Genomic DNA, 21,124 nt, shown 5'->3' on the forward strand with positions numbered 1-21,124 from the left:
CCCGTTTCACTTGTCTATACAGGAATAGATTATGGCTTCTTCATCCACTGAATTCACCCTTTGCCGCCTGCAACCGGGTCACGTTGACTTGCCGATGTTGCGCAGGATTTATCAGGGCAATGTTCGCCTTGAACTGGCTGAGGAGGCGCGTGCAGGCGTGCTGGCATCGCAGGAGACGGTCACCCGCATCGTGGAGTCTGGCAAAGTGGTGTACGGCATTAACACCGGTTTCGGCAAGCTGGCGCAAACGCGTATTCCGGCAGAGCGTCTGGCGGAACTGCAACGCAATCTGGTGCTGTCGCACAGTGTGGGTATCGGCAAGGATCTGGCTGACAATGTGGTGCGTCTGGTGATGGCGACCAAAGTGCTGAGCCTGTCACGCGGGCATTCCGGTATCCGCATCGAAGTGATTGATGCGCTGATTGCGCTGTTTAACGCTGGCGTTTATCCGTGCATTCCTGAGAAGGGTTCCGTCGGGGCTTCCGGTGACTTAGCGCCGCTGGCGCATCTTTCCCTGATGCTGATTGGTGAAGGTCAGGTGACAGCAAAAGGTGAAAGAATGTCAGCCACGCAAGGGCTGGCCACCGCCGGTCTGAAGCCTTTCGAACTGGGTCCGAAAGAGGGGCTGGCGCTGCTCAATGGTACGCAGGTTTCGACCTCGCTGGCGCTGTCCGGTTTGTTCGAAGCCGAGCGTGTCTTCTCCGCAGGGCTGGTGGCGGGTGCGCTGTCGCTGGAAGCCATCAAAGGTTCAGTCAGACCGCTGGACTCGCGTATTCATGAAGCCCGCGGACAGGCCGGGCAAATCGCCGTGGCGGCGGCTCTGATGACCTTGCTGACCGGCAGTGACATTGTCACTTCTCATGCGGATTGTAGCCGTGTTCAGGATCCGTATTCCATCCGCTGCGTACCGCAGGTCATGGGCGCCTGCCTCGATAACCTGCACCATGCCGCGCGCATTCTGCGTATCGAAGCCAATGCGGCGTCCGATAACCCGCTGGTGTTTTCTGAAAACGGGGATGTGATTTCCGGCGGTAACTTCCATGCCGAGCCGGTGGCGTTCGCCGCTGACATCATCGCACTGGCTGTTGCCGAAATCGGTGCGATCTCCGAACGCCGCATGGCACTGCTGCTGGATACGGGACTTTCCGGTCTGCCGCCTTTCCTGGTCAACGACGGCGGGGTGAACTCCGGCTTTATGATTGCGCAGGTGACGGCCGCTGCGCTGGCATCAGAAAACAAATCACTGGCACATCCGGGCAGCGTGGACAGCCTGCCGACTTCGGCGAATCAGGAAGATCATGTTTCTATGGCGACCTACGCCGCACGCCGCCTGGGTGACATGTGCTTTAACACCAGCGTCGTGGTGGGCATTGAAGCGATGGCGGCGGCTCAGGGGATCGACTTCCACCGTCCGCTGCAAAGTTCGGCCACGCTGGAAAATGAGATGAAAGCCATCCGCCAGAACGTGGCGTTCCTGGAGAAAGACCGCCTGATGGCGCCGGACGTGGAAATGATGCGTCAGTGGGCTTCCCGTGAACACTGGCCGGCTGCGATTGAAGCGCTGCTGCCAAGCTTTGCCTGAAACTATTTCTGAATCCGAATCTGAATTTTAGAGGAAACGACAATGAACGCTCCACAAAAAACGGCGGTTGCCCGTGTTGTCCGTGCGCCACATGGCACAGAACTGAGCTGCCAGAACTGGCTGATTGAAGCGGCGTACCGCATGATCCAGAACAATCTGGACCCGGATGTCGCTGAGCGCCCGGAAGATCTGGTGGTGTATGGCGGGATTGGTAAAGCAGCGCGTAACTGGCCTGCGTTTGAAGGCATTCTCGAAAGTCTGCGCAAGCTACGCGAAGACGAAACCCTGCTGGTGCAGTCCGGCAAACCGGTGGGTGTTTTCCGCACCCACACTGACGCACCACGTGTGCTGATTGCCAACTCCAACATTGTGCCGCACTGGGCGAACTGGGATCACTTCCACGAGCTGGATAAAGCCGGTCTGATGATGTACGGCCAGATGACCGCCGGTTCCTGGATTTACATCGGTGCGCAGGGCATCGTGCAGGGTACATATGAAACCTTTGCGGAAGCAGGGCGTCAGCATTACAACAGCGACCTGCGTGGCAAATGGATCCTCACTGCCGGTCTGGGCGGCATGGGCGGTGCTCAGCCACTGGCGGGCGTGCTGGCCGGTGCCTGCGTGCTGGCGATTGAATGTCAGGAATCGCGCATTGATTTCCGTCTGCGCACCCGTTATCTCGATTACAAAGCGCACAGCATTGATGAAGCGCTGGCGATGATTGAAAAAGCCTGCGCTGAGAAGAAAGCCATTTCTGTTGGCCTGCTGGGTAATGCCGCTGAAATCATGCCAGAGCTGGTGGCACGTGCCAAAGACGGCGGTTTGCGCCCGGATATCGTCACTGACCAGACTTCTGCCCATGACCCGCTGAACGGCTATTTGCCGGAAGGCTGGAGCCTGGAGAAATGGCAGGAGTCACGTCAGTCAGACCCGCAGTCTGTGGTAAAAGCCGCGCGCGCGTCGATGGCTAAACACGTTCAGGCGATGCTGGATTTCCATGCGATGGGTATTCCGACCGTGGATTACGGCAACAATATCCGTCAGGTCGCTAAAGACGAAGGCGTTGCTAATGCCTTTGATTTCCCGGGTTTTGTACCGGCTTACATTCGTCCGCTGTTCTGTGAAGGTAAAGGCCCGTTCCGCTGGGTAGCGCTTTCCGGGGATCCGGAAGATATCTATAAAACCGACGCCAAACTGAAAGAGTTATTCCCGGATAACGCCAATCTTATCAACTGGCTGGATATGGCGCGTGAGCGGATTGCCTTCCAGGGATTACCGGCACGTATTTGCTGGCTTGGGCTGGGCGAGCGTCACATTGCCGGTCTGGCGTTCAATGAAATGGTACGCAACGGCGAACTGAAAGCGCCGGTGGTGATTGGCCGTGATCATCTGGATACCGGTTCTGTAGCCTCGCCAAACCGGGAAACTGAAGCCATGAAAGACGGCTCGGATGCGGTTTCCGACTGGCCGCTGCTTAACGCCTTGCTTAATACCGCGGGTGGCGCAACGTGGGTGAGTCTGCATCACGGCGGCGGCGTGGGTATGGGCTTCTCGCAACATGCCGGTATGGTGATCGTGGCCGACGGCACCAAAGAAGCGGCTGCCCGCCTTGAACGCGTGCTGTGGAATGACCCGGCGACGGGAGTGATGCGCCATGCGGATGCGGGGTATGATCAGGCGCAGGCGTGCGCAGAACGGAATCATTTGAACCTGCCGATGATCTGACTTGCCTTCCCTAAGGTTAAGACCTTGGGCTCGCCGCCCACACGGGCCTTAAGGTCAAGACCGTGGGCTCGCCGCCCACACGGGCCCAAAGGGTTTTAAACGAAACCCTTTGGAATCCTGCGTTTTTTTAACTGCGCGCTCCGCTCGCTGGCTATGTTTCAGTTACCGCAGTGACAGGCTGGAAATCTTGCCGCTGCGCGGTGCCTTCACTCGGTCCTGGAGCCTTTGGTCTCCAGGCCGCTCCGTTCAGCAAGATTTCTGAATCGCCCGCATGATCTGAAAATCAACGGCAGACTGTTATTCATCTTTTATAAAAATGGATTGGCGTCCTCAAAATTCAGCTGAACGGAGCGGCTTCAAGACCTATGGCTTGAAGACCGAGAGAAGGAAGTGCGAAGCACCTGGATTTGCGCCACTCACTGATGCACCAGAACATGTCCGTCGTACCTGTGATAACGCGCAGTGAAAGAGCCCGGGGTTCTTAGGGGTGGCGGCGATAAGCCCCCCCTAAGGCCAGTGTGGGCGGCGAGCCCACGACCTTGACCTTGACCTTAAGGCCCGTTTGGGCGGCGAACCCAATTCTCTGGCCTGTGTGGGCAGCAAGCCCACGAAAAATTTCTCTTGTCCAGCTTTGTAAGCTGGTGTCAAATCAGATGATTAGCGTCCTGACGGGCAAGACCGTTAAATAAAGGAAATCATATGACCCAGACCCTCCGCGTAGGCCTCATCGGCTACGGTTTCGCCAGTAAAACTTTTCATTCCCCGCTGATCGACGGTACGCCCGGTCTGGAACTTGCCGTGGTTTCCAGCAGCGATGCCGGTAAAGTCCATGCCGACTGGCCCAATGTGGCGGTAGTCGATTCGCCGGAAAAGCTGTTTGCTGATGCTTCCATCGATCTGGTGGTGATCCCGACGCCTAATACCACGCATTTCCCTCTGGCTAAGCTGGCGCTGGAAGCCGGTAAACATGTGATCGTGGATAAGCCTTTTACCGTCACGCTGGCAGAAGCCCGCGAGCTGGATGCGCTGGCACGTGAAAAAGGCAAAATACTGTCGGTGTTCCATAACCGTCGCTGGGATTCCGATTTCCTCACGGTTAAAACGCTGATTGAAGAAGGCGCGCTCGGCGAGGTTGTGTATTTCGAATCCCATTACGACCGCTATAAACCACAGGTGCAGGAACGCTGGCGTGAAAGCGATGCACCGGGCAGCGGTATCTGGTTTGATCTGGGTTCGCATCTGCTGGATCAGGCGCTGCAACTGTTCGGTGTGCCGGAAACCTTGCAGGCTGATCTGGCCGTGCTGCGTCCCGGCGGCAAAGCGGTGGATTATTTTAACGCGGTGCTGACGTATCCGCGCCGTCGCGTCGTGCTGCACAGCACCGTGTATGCAGTGGCAGAAACAGCGCGCTTTATCGTGCAGGGGGAAAAGGGCAGCTACGTGAAATTTGGTCTGGATCCACAGGAGGATCGACTGAAGGCCGGTGAACGTTTACCACAAGCTGACTGGGGATTCGACAAACGAGATGGCGTGATTACGCTGAGTCACGATGGCGTGTTGGCTGAGAAATCACTGCAGACCATTCCGGGCAATTATCCGGCCTATTATGCCGGTGTGCGCGATGCGATTAACGGACAGGGCGATAATCCGGTACCGGCCGCAGATGCTATCCGCGTCATGGAAATGATCGAACTGGGGATCCAGTCCTCAGAACAACAGGCGACGCTGAAAGTCATTAAGAACTAATAAGTCGTCTGCGTTTATGAAGTGTCACTTTCGTGGCACTTTTATTTTTCATTTGTTATTCACTTTGCAAGGAAGGTTCATGTCCTGGTTACAACGTCTGAAAATCGACAAATTTTTGCTGATCCTGGTCTGTGTCGTCGTCATCGCTTCATTTTTCCCGTGTGAAGGGATTTATAAAACCTTCTTCGGCTACCTGACCACGGCCGCTATCGCGCTGCTGTTCTTTATGCATGGGGCGAAGCTTTCCCGTGAAGCCATTATGGCGGGGATCAGCCACTGGCGCTTGCATCTGGTGGTGTTCCTCAGCACCTTCGCGCTGTTCCCGCTCCTGGGTCTGGGCATGAAATGGCTGGTGCCGGTGGGTATTTTGACGCCGACGTTGTATTACGGTTTCCTGTATCTTTGCGCACTGCCAGCGACCGTGCAGTCGGCGATTGCTTATACCTCAGTGGCGGGCGGTAATATTCCGGCGGCGATTTGCAGCGCGTCGGCATCCAGTATTCTCGGCGTATTCCTCTCGCCGGTGCTGGTTGGCTTGCTGATGCACACGCAGGGCGGCACCAGTGACACCTTGCACGCCATCGGATCTATCGTTTTACAGCTGATGGTGCCGTTTATTATCGGGCATCTGTGCCGTCCGCTGATTGGTGCGTGGGTGCAGCGTCATAAAAAAATCGTCAATATTACTGACCGTTCTTCGATACTGCTGGTGGTTTATGTGGCATTTAGCGCTGCCGTGGTTGAAGGGATATGGCATCAGATCGACGGATGGTCACTGCTGGCGATCCTCGGTTGTTCAATTGTGCTGCTGACGATTGTGCTGATTATCAACACCTACGTGGCCCGTCTGTTTGGTTTCAATACCAAAGATGAAATCACTATTGTGTTCTGCGGCTCGAAGAAAAGTCTGGCGAACGGTATTCCGATGGCGAATGTGCTGTTCCCGGCGGCGGCTGTGGGCGCGATGGTGTTGCCACTGATGATTTTCCATCAGATCCAGCTGATGGTCTGCGCGGTGCTGGCTTCGCGTTATGCCAAACGTGTGGCGCGTGAAGAAGCTGAAGCGGTAGTGAAGAAAGAAGAAGTTAAGCCGGTTTAACACTGAATAAAAAAGAAAAGGGCGGGAATATGTCCCGCCCTTTTTATTGCTTAAAAAACAGTTACGCGGACACTTTATCGCGAATTGCCTGTTTCTCAGTTTCAGTCAGGAACGCCATAGTCAGGCCATTCTTTTGCGCCTGACGGATTTCTTCCTGAGTCAGACCAGCAGCTGGCGCGGCAACGTTATATTCGTTGGCAATCTCAATACCCTGAACCGCCGGGTCATCGGTATTGATAGACGCCAGCACGCCGTGGCGCAGGAATACTGCCAGCGGGTGGTTTTCGAAAGAGCCGACGGTGCTGGTCTGAATGTTAGAAGTCAGACAGGATTCGATACCAATCTGATGCTTCGCCAGGAAGTCCATCAGTTCAGGGTCTTGCGCCGCTTTCACGCCGTGGCCGATACGTTCTGCACCCAGTTCACGGATAGCCTGCCAGATGCTTTCCGGACCTGCCGCTTCACCGGCATGAACGGTAATGCGCCAGCCCGCGTCACGTGCGCGGTTAAAGTGGCTGAGGAACAAGCTGCCGGGGAAGCCCAGTTCATCACCGGCCAGATCCAGCGCGGTAATGCTATCGCGGTGCGCCAGCAGACCTTCCAGTTCCTGCAGACAGGCGTCTTCACCAAAAGTACGGCTCAGAATGCCGATCAGACGCACATCGATATCATGATGTTGCTGACCCTCACGGATCCCTTCAATCACCGCTTCCACCACGCCCGCCACCGGCAGTTTGTGGTTCATCGCCATGTAGTAAGGGGAGAAACGCAGTTCGGTGTAATGCAGACCGGCACGCGCGGCATCTTCAACGTTCTCTTTAGCAATACGGCGGCAGGCATCCAGATCGCCCAGCACTTTGACGCCCCAGTCGAGTTTTTGCAGAAAACTCACCAGATCCGGCTCGGTATGCATCACCTGCACGTGCGGGCGCAGGGCTTCGAGTTCATTGGCAGGCAAGGTCAGATTAAACTGACGGCCTAAATCAAGAATGGTTTGAGCGCGGATGTTGCCATCAAGGTGGCGGTGAATATCGGTCAGGGGAAGGCGTGTGTCGATCATGGTGTGCACTCATTATTATTGAAATGTGCGGGGTATTATAACTGTAGAATCACCCTGAATGAAATGTTGTTGCGCAACTAAGCTCCTCCCCCTTCGTAGGGGGAGGTCAGGAGGGGGTTTCACAGACCAGACCATTGCCTGTGGGGTCACTTAACCCGTTGTTTCTCTTGTGATACCCCACCCCAACCCTCCCCTTCGCAGGGGAGGGAGCTGCACGGTTATTGCTGCAAGTTTTTTATTGCGCGGATCAAAGCCTGTACACCGGCTTCCACCTTCGAACGCGGGCAGCCAACGTTCAGGCGCAGGAAGCCGTTGCCTTCTTCGCCGTAGGTATAACCCGGCATGATCGCGACTTTTTGTTGTTCGATCAGCTCTTTTTGCAGCTGTTTATCCTCAAGTCCCAGCGGACGTAAATCAATCCACGCCAGATAGGTAGACTGCGGTGGTTGCCAGTTCAGCTGCGGGAATGCGGCATTCAGCTGGTCTGCGACGTAAAGCAGGTTGGCTTGCAGGTATTCACGTAACGCATCCAGCCAGGGTTCACCGTGGTGATACGCTGCCACGTGGGCGTGAACCGCCAGCACCGCCGGAGACGATAACCCGTCGCAGGCTTTCAGCTGATGCAGGTAAGTTTCGCGCTGTGCCTTGTGGCTGATCAGCCCGTAAGCGCCGGTCAGCGCAGGGATGTTGAAGCTTTTCGAGCCTGACGTCAGTAATGCCCATTCACCGCGCGCAACTTCATTCCACGGCGTATGCTGATTTTCGCCCCAGACCATATCCATGTGGATTTCATCACTGATCACCCGCACGTTGTGACGTTCACACAGCTCAGCGATCAGCGTCAGTTCTTCGCGCGTCCAGACTTTACCGGTCGGATTGTGCGGGCTGCACAGTAACAGCAAGGAGCAGGCCGGTTGCGCCAGCAGGCTTTCCAGATGTTCAGCATTCAGCGACCAGTCGTTACCGTTTTTGATCAGCGGACAGGCCAGCATCTGGCGCTGATTGCCATCCACTACTTTGAAGAATGCGTCATAGGCGGGCGTAAATGTCACCACGCCGTCACCCGGCTGGCTCCACTGGCGGATAAGTTGCGCAACCATATAAATCACTGACGGGCCATACACCACCATGTCAGTGTCAATCTGGCTGTTAAAACGCTGCTGATACCAGTGCGCCACCGCGCCGAGGAAATCGTCATGATGCCAGCGGCTGTAACCGAGAACGCCGTGTTGCAGGCGTTTTTGCAGCGCATCAAGAATGCACGGCGCGGCGGGGAAATCCATGTCTGAGATGGTAAAGGGCAACAGGTCGGCGCTGCCAAAACGGTCGGCGACATAATCCCACTGAGTACACCAGGTGCCATGACGATCGGTCACGGTATCGAAATCAAAAGAAGCTGAGGACATTCGTTTCACTCCCTGAATAAAGCAGAAAAGGGCGACATAAGTCGCCCTGTTAATCAGAATTTTACGCGGTGACCGGTTCCGGTGCGCTGTGACTGGCCGCGGTGCGGATCAGGTAATCCAGCTCATCTTTCACCGACTGCACCTGCGGGCCGATAACCACTTGCAGGTTGTGCTCGTTAAGATGCACGACACCAATCGCACGGTTAGCTTTCAGCGTAGCATCGTCAACCAGTGACATATCCGCAACCGAAAGACGCAGACGCGTGATGCAGTTATCCAGTGAAACGATGTTACCGGCACCGCCCAGCGCGCTCAGAATAACCGGCACGTTGTAGCCAGATTTGCTGGAAGACGGTACGGCTGCTGCGGCTGGCATATTCTCAGATTCACGACCCGGCGTTTTAATGTTAAAGCGCATGATGGAGAAGCGGAAGATTGCGTAGTAAGCCGCGAACCAGATAGCAGCCACCAGCGGCACCAGATACCATTTGGTCGCTGTACCGTGCAGGATACCGAAGACCACGAAATCGATGATGTTGCCATCAGTATTACCGATGGTTACACCCAGAACCGACATGATCGTGAAGCCCAGACCGGTCAGCAGTGCGTGGATAACATACAGAACCGGTGCCACGAACAGGAACAGGAATTCGATCGGTTCAGTCGTACCGCCAACCACACAAGCTACTACGCCGGAAATCAGCAGGCCTTTAATTTTATGACGGTTTTCTGGTTTCGCGCAGTGGTACATCGCCAGTGCCGCACCCGGTAAGCCGCCGAGGAAGGCTGGCATTTTACCCTGAGACAGGAACTGCGTCGCGCTTTCAGAGAAACCGTGAGTGGTCGGGCAGGAAAGCTGCGCCTGGAAGATAGTCAGTGCGCCGCTTACTTCGCGACCACAAACATCTAGCGTGCCGCCTGCTTCAGTGAAGCGGATCAGCGCAACCAGAATGTGATGCAGACCGAAAGGTAACAGCAGACGTTCACCGGAACCGAAGATCATCGGACCAAACACGCCCGCGCCCTGGATCAGACGGCCAAGACCGTTGATCCCTGCGGCGAAGAAAGGCCAAATCAGCGGGATAATCAAACCAACCAGACCCAGCACCACGGTCGTCACGATAGGGACGAAACGGGTACCGCCGAAGAACGCCAGTGCATCCGGCAGACGGATGGTGTTGTAACGTTCATGCAGGATGTAAACGATGATACCGACGATGACCGCGCCCAGAATACCGGTGTCGATAGACTGGATCCCGAGGATCATCTGAATGTTGTTGGCTTTCAGAACCGCCGGATCCACTGTCGGCAACGTGCCGTTAGCAGTGAGGAAGAAGTTGATCGCCAGGTTCAGCACTGCGAAACCGACGAAGCCGGAGAACGCGGCGACACCTTTGTTTTCACGCGCCATGCCCAGCGGGATAGCGATAGCGAACATCACCGGCAGGAAGCTGAACGCGAACGAACCGACTTTGCTCATCCAGACGAAAATCAGCTGGAGAATGGGATTACCTAAAGCAGGCAACAACGTAACCACGTCGTGACTGCTTAATGAACTGCCGATACCCAGCATGATGCCGCAGAAGGACAGCAAGGCGACCGGCAACATGAAGGTTTTCCCTAAGCTTTGGAAAAATTCCCAAAGTGTAATTTTTTGTTTTTTAGTGGCAGGCATACCCGCTCCCTGAGTTGTTTTATTAGGCTGTGTGGTGACGGCGGCTAAGATAAAACGTTTTACCTAAATAATACGTGTTGTACCTCACATTATTCGATCATGCCCGCACAGCGCTGGTAAAGTTGAGGTTAAACGTTTTACTCATTACGTCAAATTAGGTATAACTGTCTGACCACGCTAATTTTTCCTGCGGTAGAATTCCGCGGGCAATGCAGCGGACGGGAAAGGATCCCGTTTCATGGAGTTTGATATGAACGACAATGTCTGATGAATCATAAAAAAATAACCATTATCGATGTGGCGCAACATGCCGGTGTTTCGGTCACTACCGTTTCGCTGGTGCTCAGCGGAAAAGGGCGGATCTCTCAAACCACGGCAGAGCGGGTGAACCGCGCTGTGGATGAACTGGGTTTCGTGCGTAACCGTCAGGCCAGTACGCTGCGGGGCGGTGAATCCGGGGTTGTCGGGCTGATTGTGCGTGATATCTGTGAGCCGTTTTATGCCGAAATGACCGCGGGTCTGAGCGAAATGTTTGAAGCGCAGGGGAAAGTGTTATTTCTGCTGCAAAGCGGTTCAACCGGCAAAGGGCTGATGCGCTGTTTTGAAACCTTACTTACGCATGGCGTGGACGGTATTGTGATAGCCGGTGGGGTGAACTCAGTCGCAGGGCTGAAAGAAAGAGCTGAAGAGCAGGGCGTGCCGCTGGTGTGTGCCGCGCGTTCCGGCGGTATTGAAGGTATCGATGTGGTGCGCCCCGATAATATGCTGGCCGCAAAAATGGCCACCGAATACCTGATCAAACATGGTCACAAACAAATTGCTTATCTTGGCGGCGAAAGCCATTCGTTAACCCGCGCCGAACGTCTCGGCGGTTTCTGTGCCACGTTATTACAGTACGGGCTGCCGTTTCGCAGTGAATGGATTATCGAGTGCGATTATCAGCAAAAATGTGCGGCCGATGCAGCAGAAACCTTGCTGTCGCACTACCCGAAAATCAGCGCCATTGTTTGCCATAAATCGTCTGTTGCTCTGGGCGCCTACTTTGGCGTGTTGCGCACCGGCGCTGAAGTCGGCGGCGGGGCGGTAGACAGTTTTTATCAACAGAAAATCGCCCTGATCGGCATGGAAGACGCGCCTGAGTCTGAACTGACCGAACCGCCGCTGACGTCGATTGCCAACTCAGCCCGTGAAATTGGTCATGCCACGGCAAGGCGTCTGCTGCTGCGGATCGGCGGACAAAATCTTGAAGCACAAAACATCATTGTGCCTCCGGCGCTGGTGGAAAGGGAATCCGCTTAGCAGGTTGAAGGCTTATGCACGTCTGCCAAATCTAATCCTTCTGCAATCGCTGCCGCAAACGCATCGATTGCAGGGATCTGACTGGCCGGGACATTCGGATAGATAAGCCACAGCTGACTGCGCGGGGCGAAATCTTTCAGGGCATACAATTCCAGCTGATCGCGCAGCGCGTGGTGTTCAACCAGAGCGCGGGGCATCAGTCCCAGTCCGCGACCTTCGGCAATCAGTGATAACTGCAACGTCGTTCCAAACGCTTCGAGATTAATCAGCAGCGGCAACCCTTGCTCGGTCAGCGCACGTTGTAACGCGGCACGAAAACCACACCCCTGCGGATTCAGGATCCATCCGCGCTGATAGCAATCTTCCAGTCTCTGCGGCAAAGCCTGCGGATCCTTCGGTCCGACAACCACCAGATCCACCGCGCCCAGCGGTTGATTTTCCACACCTTCCGGAAACTGTTTACTGAGCGGAAACAGCACGACAGCGGCTTCAAGCTCCTGGCTCTGCACGCGCAATAACAGCTCCTCGCCCCAGCCGCTCGACAAACGTGGCTGGATCTCCGGAAACTGCGATGAGAGTTTTTTCAGTGCAGGCAGCAGACTGCTTTCGCTCAGGCTTTGTGGTACCGCAAGACGCAACAGGCCGGACGGCGGGCTGTCGGCGGCAACCAGATCGGTCAGGGCATCCACTTCGCGCAAAATATGACGGCATTGCTGATAAACACGGTTGCCCATCAGCGTAGGTTTCAGCGGTTTGGTCTGGCGGTTGAGAAGCGCAATGCCCAGCGATTCTTCGAAATTCTGTACCCGGCGGGTAATGGCCGGTTGCGTCAGCCCCAGTTCATCGGCAGCGAGGCGGGTGGATTGCAGGCGTATCACTGCCACAAAAGCAGTCAGGTCTTCAATTTTCATCAGCACTCTTTATGTAATTGGCTCGCTTAATTGGCCATTTCTACAGGCATTTTCTTGCCCGATATCGTCATTGGTCAGTCAGGCAGAATAAATCAATTTTAAGCGGGAAGCTGGATCCTGATGCACAATTTTATGTGTGATTTGCATATTAGCTTATCCATAAAATGAATTTTGGTTGTGTTTCGCCGGTGCTAGCCTGTGGTGATAACGGTGCTGAGTTGTCTCTGATGAGATAAAGAGAAGAGGAAAGCCATGACAACATTACAGGTCGCGCCGCTGCGGCAATTCCTGGCGGATTTCACGCGGCTGGTGCAGGAACCGCACGGGCAGACAGAAATTCTGGCGCAGGGAAGTCGTCTGCTGGGCGAACTTATCCGCCATGACAGCTGGCTGCCCGACGAGTTTGCACAACCGCATCCTGAGCATTATCAGCAATATTTGTTGTATGCCGATCCGCTTTCGCGCTTTTCCGTCGTCAGCTTTGTCTGGGGGCCGGGGCAAAAAACGCCGATTCATGACCATCGGGTCTGGGGACTGATTGGCATGCTGCGGGGCGCGGAAATCAGTCAGAACTACGCGCGTCATCCCGATGGCTCACTGCAACCGGAGGGCAAACCCGTCACCCTGCAAGCGGGTGATGTCGAGAAAATTGCGCCGGATGTGCTGGATATTCATCAGGTGAGCAATGTCTACAGCGACCGGGTATCGGTCAGTATTCATGTTTACGGCGACAATATTGGTGCGGTATCGCGGGCGGTCTATCTGCCTGATGGCACTGAGAAAACCTTTATCTCCGGCTATTCCGGTTCCTGTCTTCCCAATATATGGGATCTGTCCAAAGAGAAAACTCATGACTGATTTGCATGCGTGGCCATTGCGCCATTTTTCCGGGCTGCATGAAGCCCTTCGCGAAGGGCAGGAAGTGGCACTGATTGATGTGCGCGAGGAAGCGGCATTTGCCACCGGACATCCGCTGTTTGCCGCTAATCTTTCACTGTCGAAGCTGGAACTGGACGTGCTGGATCGTATTCCAAATCGTCGCACAGCGATCACGTTGTACGACAATGGTGAGTTTTACGATGAGGCCCGTGGTGAGCGTAAAGCGGTGCGTGCTGCTGAATTTCTGAAGTCGCTGGGTTATCAGGATATCGCTTTGCTGGCTGGCGATCTGGCGGGATGGCGCGAAGCTGGCGGCGAAATCTTTATTGACGTGAATGCGGCAAGTAAAGCCTTTGGCGAATGGGTGGAACATCATTACCAAACGCCATCGCTGACCGCAGAACAGGTGCAGGCGCTGCAACAGCAGGGCGCAAACATTGTAGTGCTGGATGTCCGCCGCTTTGACGAGTTTCAGGCCATGAGCATTCCCGGTGGCGTCAGCGTTCCGGGCGGCGAACTGGCGCTGCGTCTGCGCGATGTGGTGCCGGACGAAAAGACACATATCGTGATCAACTGCGCCGGACGCACCCGCAGTATCATCGGCACGCAGTCGCTGATCAATGCCGGAGTGACCCAGCCGGTGACCGCCTTACGTAACGGGACAATTGGATGGACGCTGGCAGGTCAGTCTCTGGCGCATAATCAGCTGGCGCATTTTCCTGAGCTCAGCGAAAGCGCAAGAACTTTTGCCCTGAAAGGTGCGCAGGCTCTGGCTATTCGGGCAGGCGTGCGCTCTGTGACGTTGTCACAAGTTCATGACTGGCAGCGGGATGATTCACGCACGCTGTATCTGTTTGATGTGCGTACCGCTGAGGAATACCGCGCCGGTCATCTGGCTGGATCACGCCACGTCCCTGGCGGTCAGCTGGTTCAGGAAACCGATCACACGGCGAGCGTGCGCGGTGCCCGCATCGTGCTGGTAGATAATGACGGTGTACGCGCAAGAATGGCGGCTTCCTGGCTGGCGCAGATGAACTGGGAAGTGTATGTGGCCGATGTTCAGCCGGATGATCTGAATGAGCAAGGCGACTGGCAGGCACAGGTGGCGCCCGCTCCGGCGGTTGAGTCGGTTAAACCCGAGCAACTGCTAAACTGGCTGAGTGACGAAAACACCGGCGTGCTTGATCTGACCACCAGTGTCAACTTCCTGAACCGCCGTATTCCCGGTGCTGTCTGGACCACACGCGCTAACATCCCGCAGATTATCGCTGCACAGCCTGAAAAACAGCGCTGGGTGATCACCTGCACCAGCGGGTTACTGGCACGTTACGCTGTCACCGAAGTGGCCGCACTGACGGGTAAAGAAGTTTATCTGCTGGAGAAGGGAACCGTAGGCTGGATTGCAGCCGGGTTGCCTCTTGAACGCGGTGAATCGGCGTATCTGGACAATGCACAGGATCGCTATAAGCGTCCGTATGAAGGAACGAATGTCAGCCCGCAGGCCATGCAGGATTATCTCGACTGGGAATATGGTTTAGTTGCGCAACTGGAGAAGGACGGGACACACGGTTTTACGTTATTAGCAGGTCAGGCTTAACGCTGTGGCCTCTGCGTGAGGAACGCAGAGGCTGCATTAATACTTAACGGCGGCCGCGCGGATGGGTGCGGGCTGTCCAGTCATAGGTTGCGGAGGTACTTGGAACGGCTTTATTACGACGCTTTTCAGCACGGGCTTTAGCAGCCACTTTTTCTTTTTCTGCCATCAATGTATCGATGTAATCATCTTTAATCCGGTTATTTTCCGAATTCGTCAGCTCACGGCCCTGTGCTTTACGGGCTTTATCCAGCAGAGTTTTCAGCTCACGCTGCTCGCTTTCCGTCATATCTTGTTGAGTCAGTCTTTTCATGGTTACTGCATCCTGTGAGGAAAGTGGCTACCAGTGTAGTCGAATTACGTCCCGGAGTCGCTGCAGGCGCTGACTTTATCTCTGTTACTGTTCTGACGTCGGTGCTGGCCTGAAAACAAACCCTTCTGATCTGATGGAAATTACGCCGATCAATAAGGGGATCCCGATGATCGGCGCTGATCTTTAGTTTGATCAACGGCGTAAAACGATCCCTTGCATGAAGTTACCGGACGACGTTGCTTTCAAAACCCGCTAAACGACTATTCGACAGTGGAATACTTCACATAATGGTTGGAGCAGTTGAAGTGTGCGACATAACCCAGCGTGCCATTCGGGCCTTTAGCGCTGAAGGGAATGTGGTAAGTCCCTTTGTCTTCTTTCACGTCATCGCTGATAAAGTTCAGAACCGGCACGGAAGTGCCCATATTATCTTTATCATTGCCCCAGTTCGGGATGCGGTTTTCCATGTAGTCACGGGTCACCGTATCAATGGCGTTATCTTTGGTTATCTGAGCACAGGCGCCTTCAGTTGAACGCTGCATCCACCACGGATACACATAGACAGAACCCAGCATCAAAACCATCAATACGAAAATGACTGAAATGATCCCGATTAAAACGACTTTACTCATAATGCTTGTTACTCCTGAAAATTATCAGTCAAATCATAAGCTGCCCGGATAAATCCCGGCCACGCCCAGGCATGAAAGCGCGTATGTTACGCCACTTAGTCAGCATAGGTTAAGTAATATCAGCCTTTCTGTTGCATTCGCTTACAGAACCCCCTATCGCAGCCGAGACCTGTGATGTTAGCCTTTTTACATTATTGATTGTTATCACAAGGAGTAAGGCATGAGTCAGCAAACCGATTCGCAACAACCTGTCGTCGCCGTGCTGGGACTGGGTGCAATGGGGCATGCATTTGCCGCAAACCTGATTAAAAAAGGATTCACCACCCGCGTGTGGAACCGTACCTCTTCCCGTGGTGATGATTTAGTATCAGCTGGCGCGGTGCGCGGACAAACCCCGCGTGAAGCGGTACTTGGCGCGGATGTGGTGATCACCATGCTGTCTGACGGGGCAACGTCGATGGACGTGTATCAGGGCGATAATGGTCTGCTTGCCGGTCTTAAACAGGGCGGGATTATTGCCCAGATGGGCACGCTGGGCGTGGAAGGTACCGAATCTCTGATTGCACTGATTAAGGCGCAGCGTCCGGATGTCATCTTCTTTGACGCGCCGGTTTCTGGTACCAAAGCCCCGGCTGAGCAGGCGCAGATTGTGGTACTGGCCAGCGGCGATCGCGAGAAGGGCGCTGCGGTTGAGCCGGTCTTTGCCGCTATTTCTAAGGCGACCAAATGGCTGGGCGAAGCAGGGCGCGCCTCGAAAATGAAGCTGGTCGTTAATGCCTGGCTGATTGCCATGATGGAAGGGATTGCAGAAAGTACCCAACTGGCAGAAGAACTGGGTTTCACTACCGATGACCTGTGGAACGTGCTGGAAGGCGGACCTCTGGCGGCGCCGTATATCAAAGGCAAAATGGAAATGTTCAAAAGCGGCGATTATACCCCGCAGATGCAGCTGACCTGGGCGCTGAAAGATATCAATCTGGCGATTGAAGCAGGCAGTCAGCTCGAACTGCCGGTGATGAAGCGCATCAGTCAGACCTGGCAAAGCGCTGTTGACGGCGGTTATGGCGATCAGGATCTGGCAGTGGTGTATCGCTACCTTGGCAGCAAATCGTCTGCGTAAATCCTTACTCTGGCTCACGGAAGAGCTGGTAATTTCCGTATTTTTTCGTGATCTTTTTTCATAACCTCACAATATAAACCAGACCATCTGGCTATTGGTCACCCGTTCTGACGTTGTGATAGCGTTGAATGCTGTTCCTGTCACTGCGGAGTTCGCAATGAGCCAGACTGTTACCTCTATTCCCCTGATCGACTTCAGCCAGTTTTCGGGTTCACCTGACCAGCGCGACGCGTTTCTTTCACAGTTGCGCTACGCCGCCCGGGAAATCGGTTTCTTTTATCTTAAAAATCACGGTGTCGATGCGCAGTTGCTCCGTGAGGTGCAACGGGTCTCGCGCGAATTCTTTGCGTTGCCGGAAGAAGAAAAACTGTCGGTGGCGATGATCCACTCTTCGCATTTTCGCGGCTATAACCGTGCCGCCTCGGAAATCACACGGGGTCAGCCCGACTGGCGTGAACAGTTTGATCTCGGTGCAGAACGTCAGAAACTGCCGGTCAGTGACAACACCCCGGCGTGGGCGCGATTGCAGGGGCCAAATCAGTGGCCCGCAGCGCTGCCCGAACTACGGCCGTTGCTGCTGCACTGGCAGCAGGAAATGACAGCGATGTCATTACGACTTCTGCGCGCCTTTGCGCTGGCGCTGAGACTGCCGGAAGATGCGTTTGATGCACTTTACGGCGAAAAACCTAATGAGCATATCAAGCTGATCCGTTATCCGGGACGTTCAGAAGGCAGCGGAAATCAGGGTGTGGGCGCGCATAAGGATTCCGGATTTCTCAGCTTTTTACTTCAGGATCAACAACGTGGCTTGCAGGTTGAAGTCGAAAAAAATCAGTGGGTAGATGCGTTACCGGTGGCAGATACGCTGGTGGTGAATATCGGCGAGTTGCTTGAACTGGCGACTAACGGCTATCTGCGCGCCACCGTACATCGCGTGGTTTCGCCACCCGCCGGAGCTGAGCGGTTGTCGCTGGCCTTTTTCCTGGGTGCTCAGCTGGACGCCGTGGTGCCGTTGTTTCCGTTGCCTGAGGACCTGGCAAAAGAGGCGCGGGGAGAGGCCAGCGATCCGCTCAATCCGTTATTCCGCGACGTCGGCTTCGATTATCTGAAAGGGCGGCTGCGCTCACATCCCGACGTAGCGCAGCGATATTATGCTGATATTTCAGGCTGAGCCTGATGCGCTCAGCTTTCTGGTGCCTGTGAAGTATCGACGCTGACGACGGTCGACATGCCCGGCCGGAGTTGATCACTTTGCAGCTGTCCGGGTTCCAGTTCGATACGCACGGCGATGCGTTGAGAAATCTTGGTGAAATTTCCCGTTGCGTTGTCGGCTTTCAGCACGCTGAACTCAGAACCCGCTGCGGGAGCAATCCTCACCACATGTCCCTTAAAAGTATGATCGTTAAGGGCATCGACGGTGAATGATGCCGGTGTGCCGACCTGCATGCCCGCGAGCTGGCGCTCTTTGAAATTGGCGGTCACCCAGACTGTTCTAGGTGTAATCGAGGTTAACTGCGTGCCGGCGCTGACGTATTGTCCCAGCCGCGCACTCACTTCACCTAGTTGGCCGTCAGAAGGGGCCACAATCTGCGTATGTTGCAGATTGATTTGTGCGACTTCTACCCTGGCCTGTGCGGCTTTAAATGCGGCGGCCAGCGACGCTTTATTAGCATCCACCAGCGCCAGACTCTGACGGGCGATATTGACCGATGCGCGGGCTTTGGCCACGTTTGCCTGTGCGGTCAGCAATGCAGCATGAAGCTCATCGCCAGTGGTTTTGGAAACCAGACCTTTTTCCAGCAGCGGGCCGTTGCGGCCGGTATCTAGTGTCGCTTTGCTTTGTGTCGCCTGCGCACTCTGCAGTTCCGCCTCAGCCAGTTGCAGGCTGGCCGCGCCGGAAGCCCGGTTTTGCTCGAAGTTCTGCAACGTCACCTGAGCCTGCGCTGCCGCGGCTTGTGCCTGCAGAAATTCCTGGCGATAGGTGCTGTCGTCGATAACAAACAGCAGGTCACCTTTTTTCACCGGCATAAAATCCTGTACTTTCACATCGGTGATATAGCCGGAAACCTGCGGGCTGAGCAGGGTGACATTGCCGCGTATGTAGGCGTTGTCCGTCGATTCGACCTGAGAATTAAACGGAAATAACTGCCAGCTGTATAACACAATCATGACCCCGATAATCCCGAGGCATAGCACCACAATAATGGATGGGTAACGAAATATATTTTTCATCAGTTTTTCCGTTTCACTCTTTTTGATTCATCAGCAAAAGCCCGTTATTTATGCAACAGCCTCAGCGGCTGCACGTTTTTTTGTCTGGATCCTTCCGACCCAAATATGTGCGCATAGGACGGCAAAACAGCCCAGCGACATATAAGAAACCACCATGAAAACATCGTTGTAAGCCAGCAGGCCGGCCTGTTGTGTGACTTTCTGGCTAAGAAGGGCCAGACCTTCGGCGTTGAGCTGGGTTCCGTCATTTAAGACCGGTTTCAGCAGGTGGCTGTATTGCGCAATACGTTCGGCAACCAGCGGATTTTGCAAATTGATATGTTCCACCAGTGCGGCTGAGTGAAACTTTTCCCGCAGGATCTGAATGGTGCCCAGGAATGCGCTGCCTACCTGCGCCCCGATGTTTTGCGTCGAGAGAAAGACCAGCACAAAACTGATGATCTGACTTTGCCCGAACTGCAGCGCGCGGATAAAACCGAGCCACAATGAGGTCGGCAGGAAGATGGCACCGGCAAACGCGATCATTCCCTGTGTCAGATAAAACTGTTCTGGGCGGGTGTCCACCGTCGAACTGGCATCCATCAGCGAGGCAATGCCGATCAGTGCAATCGAAAAAAGGTGGATATAAACAATCCGGTTGGCTTTATGAATGATGCTGACGACAACCAGCCCGGCAAACGTTGCCGCCAGGATCACCATGAATAAGGTCACCAGCTGATCGTTAAGCAGTCCAACCAGATTCAGAAATCCCACCATACCGGTGGTTTGCTCTGACAGCAGCATTCGCACGAACAACATGGAGCCGGTAAACAGCAACATCTCCGGCGTCATCAGCCAGCGCAAATCAATGATCGGATTCTTACGTTTTAACTCGACCATAAAAGAGAGTGTGAGCGCGATAATACCGACCACCAGCACTTCACCAATCCAGTCTTTTTCCTGCCACCAGTAATAACGACCCATCGTCAGAACCACTGACATACAGGCCACTGCGGTGGCGATCAGCGGATAACTTATCCAGTCAGTACGCTCAAATACTTTCACCCGCGGCGGGTGAGTCAGCGGCAAAATCCAGATGATCGCCAGGCAGATCAGCGACAGCCCGGATTCCAGCGTGGTCAGCTGATGCCAGTGCCCGAGATCAAGCAGATGCGGTGAAATAATGCGGGATACCGGCAGGGCGATCTGGCTTCCCGCCAGACCAAAACACAATCCGGCGGTCAGTTTTTTGGCCGGGGGGAAGATTTCAAACATATAAAACAACGCCAGCGGGCCGAGCGACGCCATCGCGAAACCCATCACCGCGCGCACGGCCAGCGCGGTCTGGAAATCATGCGTAAAGGTTTGCGCCATAGACGCCACGGCAAAAAACAGCAGCCCGTATTCCCCGAAGCGGCGAAAACCAAACTGTGTGCGAATTTTATAAAGCAGGATCGTGCCGGTCACACTGGTCGCCGTGTAGGCCGCCACCAGCCAGTAACTTTCAACGTTGGAAATACCCAGCGACCCCTGAATTCCAGGCAGATTTGAACTGACCAGGTTGATACCCAGACCCTGCGTCATACCGATAACCAGGGATGCCAGTGCATAGACCGCAATACGCAGACGCGGATACTGCAAAAGCCATGTGCTGACCTCAACCGCAAAAGGGTGATGTGTTGACGGCGGAACCGGCGGTGCAGTCTCCGTTTTAGATGAGGCGGTTTCTGGTGGAACTGTTTGTGGTGATGCATCCCGTGTTGATAATTCACCGGCATCCTGCCGGACATCTGAATCAGAACGCGTCGTCATCGTTATGCCTTGTAAGTCATTACCTAACTAGTTTGTAGCTTGCTACATAATGTAATAAGA

At 54.7% G+C, this 21,124-nt stretch carries 17 protein-coding genes; 9 read left to right on the forward strand and 8 right to left on the reverse strand.

The window, feature by feature from the left end; genetic code table 11:
- The first annotated feature begins 31 nt into the window (after window positions 1–31).
- From hutH to CKQ54_RS14380, 4 genes are all read left to right on the forward strand, one after another.
- Complete coding sequence (gene hutH / locus CKQ54_RS14365) at window positions 32–1,582, forward strand: histidine ammonia-lyase (protein ID WP_120163873.1); 1,551 nt, start codon at window positions 32–34, stop codon at window positions 1,580–1,582.
- A 42-nt stretch (window positions 1,583–1,624) separates the two neighbouring features.
- Window positions 1,625–3,307 carry a urocanate hydratase gene (hutU, locus tag CKQ54_RS14370; RefSeq protein ID WP_120163874.1) on the forward strand — a complete coding sequence of 561 codons (1,683 nt, stop codon included), beginning with the start codon at window positions 1,625–1,627 and terminating at the stop codon, window positions 3,305–3,307.
- 699 nt (window positions 3,308–4,006) lie between these two features.
- Complete coding sequence (locus CKQ54_RS14375; protein ID WP_120163876.1) at window positions 4,007–5,053, forward strand: oxidoreductase; 1,047 nt, start codon at window positions 4,007–4,009, stop codon at window positions 5,051–5,053.
- Between the two features lie 79 nt (window positions 5,054–5,132).
- Window positions 5,133–6,152, forward strand: a complete 1,020-nt coding sequence (locus CKQ54_RS14380; RefSeq protein WP_120163877.1) for a bile acid:sodium symporter family protein — start codon at window positions 5,133–5,135, stop codon at window positions 6,150–6,152.
- 61 nt (window positions 6,153–6,213) lie between these two features.
- Here the strand turns inward: CKQ54_RS14380 and add are convergent, their stop codons facing one another.
- The 3 genes from add to malX form a co-directional block, all read right to left on the reverse strand.
- On the reverse strand, window positions 6,214–7,212 hold the full coding sequence (add, locus tag CKQ54_RS14385; RefSeq protein WP_120163878.1) for an adenosine deaminase: 999 nt from the start codon (window positions 7,210–7,212) through the stop codon (window positions 6,214–6,216).
- 218 nt (window positions 7,213–7,430) lie between these two features.
- Window positions 7,431–8,618 (reverse strand): MalY/PatB family protein, encoded by a 1,188-nt coding sequence (locus tag CKQ54_RS14390; protein WP_120163880.1) that lies wholly within the window; start codon window positions 8,616–8,618, stop codon window positions 7,431–7,433.
- Between the two features lie 61 nt (window positions 8,619–8,679).
- Complete coding sequence (gene malX, locus CKQ54_RS14395; RefSeq protein WP_120163881.1) at window positions 8,680–10,293, reverse strand: maltose/glucose-specific PTS transporter subunit IIBC; 1,614 nt, start codon at window positions 10,291–10,293, stop codon at window positions 8,680–8,682.
- 267 nt (window positions 10,294–10,560) lie between these two features.
- Between malX and malI the strand changes: the two genes are divergently transcribed.
- Window positions 10,561–11,592 (forward strand): Mal regulon transcriptional regulator MalI, encoded by a 1,032-nt coding sequence (gene malI / locus CKQ54_RS14400; RefSeq protein WP_112287016.1) that lies wholly within the window; start codon window positions 10,561–10,563, stop codon window positions 11,590–11,592.
- Here malI and CKQ54_RS14405 read toward each other — a convergent pair.
- Window positions 11,589–12,503, reverse strand: a complete 915-nt coding sequence (locus CKQ54_RS14405; protein WP_112287017.1) for a LysR family transcriptional regulator — start codon at window positions 12,501–12,503, stop codon at window positions 11,589–11,591. The two genes, malI and CKQ54_RS14405, sit on opposite strands and share 4 nt — an antisense overlap.
- Before the next feature lie 252 nt (window positions 12,504–12,755).
- On the opposite strand from CKQ54_RS14405, the gene CKQ54_RS14410 reads away from it, so the two are divergent.
- Window positions 12,756–13,361 carry a cysteine dioxygenase family protein gene (locus CKQ54_RS14410; protein ID WP_120163882.1) on the forward strand — a complete coding sequence of 202 codons (606 nt, stop codon included), beginning with the start codon at window positions 12,756–12,758 and terminating at the stop codon, window positions 13,359–13,361.
- Window positions 13,354–14,979, forward strand: coding sequence for a rhodanese-like domain-containing protein (locus CKQ54_RS14415; protein WP_120163884.1), 1,626 nt, complete (start codon window positions 13,354–13,356; stop codon window positions 14,977–14,979). Before CKQ54_RS14410 ends, CKQ54_RS14415 begins: the two co-directional genes overlap by 8 nt.
- Before the next feature lie 43 nt (window positions 14,980–15,022).
- Here the strand turns inward: CKQ54_RS14415 and CKQ54_RS14420 are convergent, their stop codons facing one another.
- A complete protein-coding gene (locus CKQ54_RS14420; protein WP_015697358.1) occupies window positions 15,023–15,289 on the reverse strand; it encodes a YjbD family protein in 267 nt (88 codons plus the stop codon).
- 260 nt (window positions 15,290–15,549) lie between these two features.
- A complete protein-coding gene (locus CKQ54_RS14425; protein WP_120163885.1) occupies window positions 15,550–15,921 on the reverse strand; it encodes a YebF family protein in 372 nt (123 codons plus the stop codon).
- Between the two features lie 220 nt (window positions 15,922–16,141).
- Here CKQ54_RS14425 and CKQ54_RS14430 point away from each other — a divergent pair, with 220 nt between their 5' ends.
- On the forward strand, window positions 16,142–17,041 hold the full coding sequence (locus CKQ54_RS14430; protein WP_120163886.1) for an NAD(P)-dependent oxidoreductase: 900 nt from the start codon (window positions 16,142–16,144) through the stop codon (window positions 17,039–17,041).
- 157 nt (window positions 17,042–17,198) lie between these two features.
- Window positions 17,199–18,212 (forward strand): isopenicillin N synthase family dioxygenase, encoded by a 1,014-nt coding sequence (locus CKQ54_RS14435; protein WP_120163887.1) that lies wholly within the window; start codon window positions 17,199–17,201, stop codon window positions 18,210–18,212.
- An 11-nt stretch (window positions 18,213–18,223) separates the two neighbouring features.
- Here CKQ54_RS14435 and CKQ54_RS14440 read toward each other — a convergent pair whose 3' ends face one another.
- Both CKQ54_RS14440 and CKQ54_RS14445 read right to left on the reverse strand, forming a co-directional pair.
- The gene (locus CKQ54_RS14440; RefSeq protein WP_120163888.1) at window positions 18,224–19,273 is read right to left on the reverse strand and encodes an HlyD family secretion protein; all 1,050 of its coding nucleotides are present in this window, start codon (window positions 19,271–19,273) and stop codon (window positions 18,224–18,226) included.
- A 48-nt stretch (window positions 19,274–19,321) separates the two neighbouring features.
- Window positions 19,322–21,064: an MFS transporter gene (locus tag CKQ54_RS14445; RefSeq protein WP_120163889.1), complete on the reverse strand. Its 1,743-nt coding sequence runs from the start codon at window positions 21,062–21,064 to the stop codon at window positions 19,322–19,324.
- Window positions 21,065–21,124: the final 60 nt, after the last annotated feature.

This window comes from Rahnella variigena (assembly GCF_003610915.1).
Taxonomy (GTDB): domain Bacteria; phylum Pseudomonadota; class Gammaproteobacteria; order Enterobacterales; family Enterobacteriaceae; genus Rahnella; species Rahnella variigena.

Coding starts and splice junctions, on each gene's coding strand:
- hutH (WP_120163873.1), top strand. CDS start 32: ATGGCTTCTTCATCCACTGAATTCACCCTTTGCCGCCTGCAACCGGGT.
- hutU (WP_120163874.1), top strand. CDS start 1,625: ATGAACGCTCCACAAAAAACGGCGGTTGCCCGTGTTGTCCGTGCGCCA.
- CKQ54_RS14375 (WP_120163876.1), top strand. CDS start 4,007: ATGACCCAGACCCTCCGCGTAGGCCTCATCGGCTACGGTTTCGCCAGT.
- CKQ54_RS14380 (WP_120163877.1), top strand. CDS start 5,133: ATGTCCTGGTTACAACGTCTGAAAATCGACAAATTTTTGCTGATCCTG.
- add (WP_120163878.1), bottom strand. CDS start 7,212: ATGATCGACACACGCCTTCCCCTGACCGATATTCACCGCCACCTTGAT.
- CKQ54_RS14390 (WP_120163880.1), bottom strand. CDS start 8,618: ATGTCCTCAGCTTCTTTTGATTTCGATACCGTGACCGATCGTCATGGC.
- malX (WP_120163881.1), bottom strand. CDS start 10,293: ATGCCTGCCACTAAAAAACAAAAAATTACACTTTGGGAATTTTTCCAA.
- malI (WP_112287016.1), top strand. CDS start 10,561: ATGAATCATAAAAAAATAACCATTATCGATGTGGCGCAACATGCCGGT.
- CKQ54_RS14405 (WP_112287017.1), bottom strand. CDS start 12,503: ATGAAAATTGAAGACCTGACTGCTTTTGTGGCAGTGATACGCCTGCAA.
- CKQ54_RS14410 (WP_120163882.1), top strand. CDS start 12,756: ATGACAACATTACAGGTCGCGCCGCTGCGGCAATTCCTGGCGGATTTC.
- CKQ54_RS14415 (WP_120163884.1), top strand. CDS start 13,354: ATGACTGATTTGCATGCGTGGCCATTGCGCCATTTTTCCGGGCTGCAT.
- CKQ54_RS14420 (WP_015697358.1), bottom strand. CDS start 15,289: ATGAAAAGACTGACTCAACAAGATATGACGGAAAGCGAGCAGCGTGAG.
- CKQ54_RS14425 (WP_120163885.1), bottom strand. CDS start 15,921: ATGAGTAAAGTCGTTTTAATCGGGATCATTTCAGTCATTTTCGTATTG.
- CKQ54_RS14430 (WP_120163886.1), top strand. CDS start 16,142: ATGAGTCAGCAAACCGATTCGCAACAACCTGTCGTCGCCGTGCTGGGA.
- CKQ54_RS14435 (WP_120163887.1), top strand. CDS start 17,199: ATGAGCCAGACTGTTACCTCTATTCCCCTGATCGACTTCAGCCAGTTT.
- CKQ54_RS14440 (WP_120163888.1), bottom strand. CDS start 19,273: ATGAAAAATATATTTCGTTACCCATCCATTATTGTGGTGCTATGCCTC.
- CKQ54_RS14445 (WP_120163889.1), bottom strand. CDS start 21,064: ATGACGACGCGTTCTGATTCAGATGTCCGGCAGGATGCCGGTGAATTA.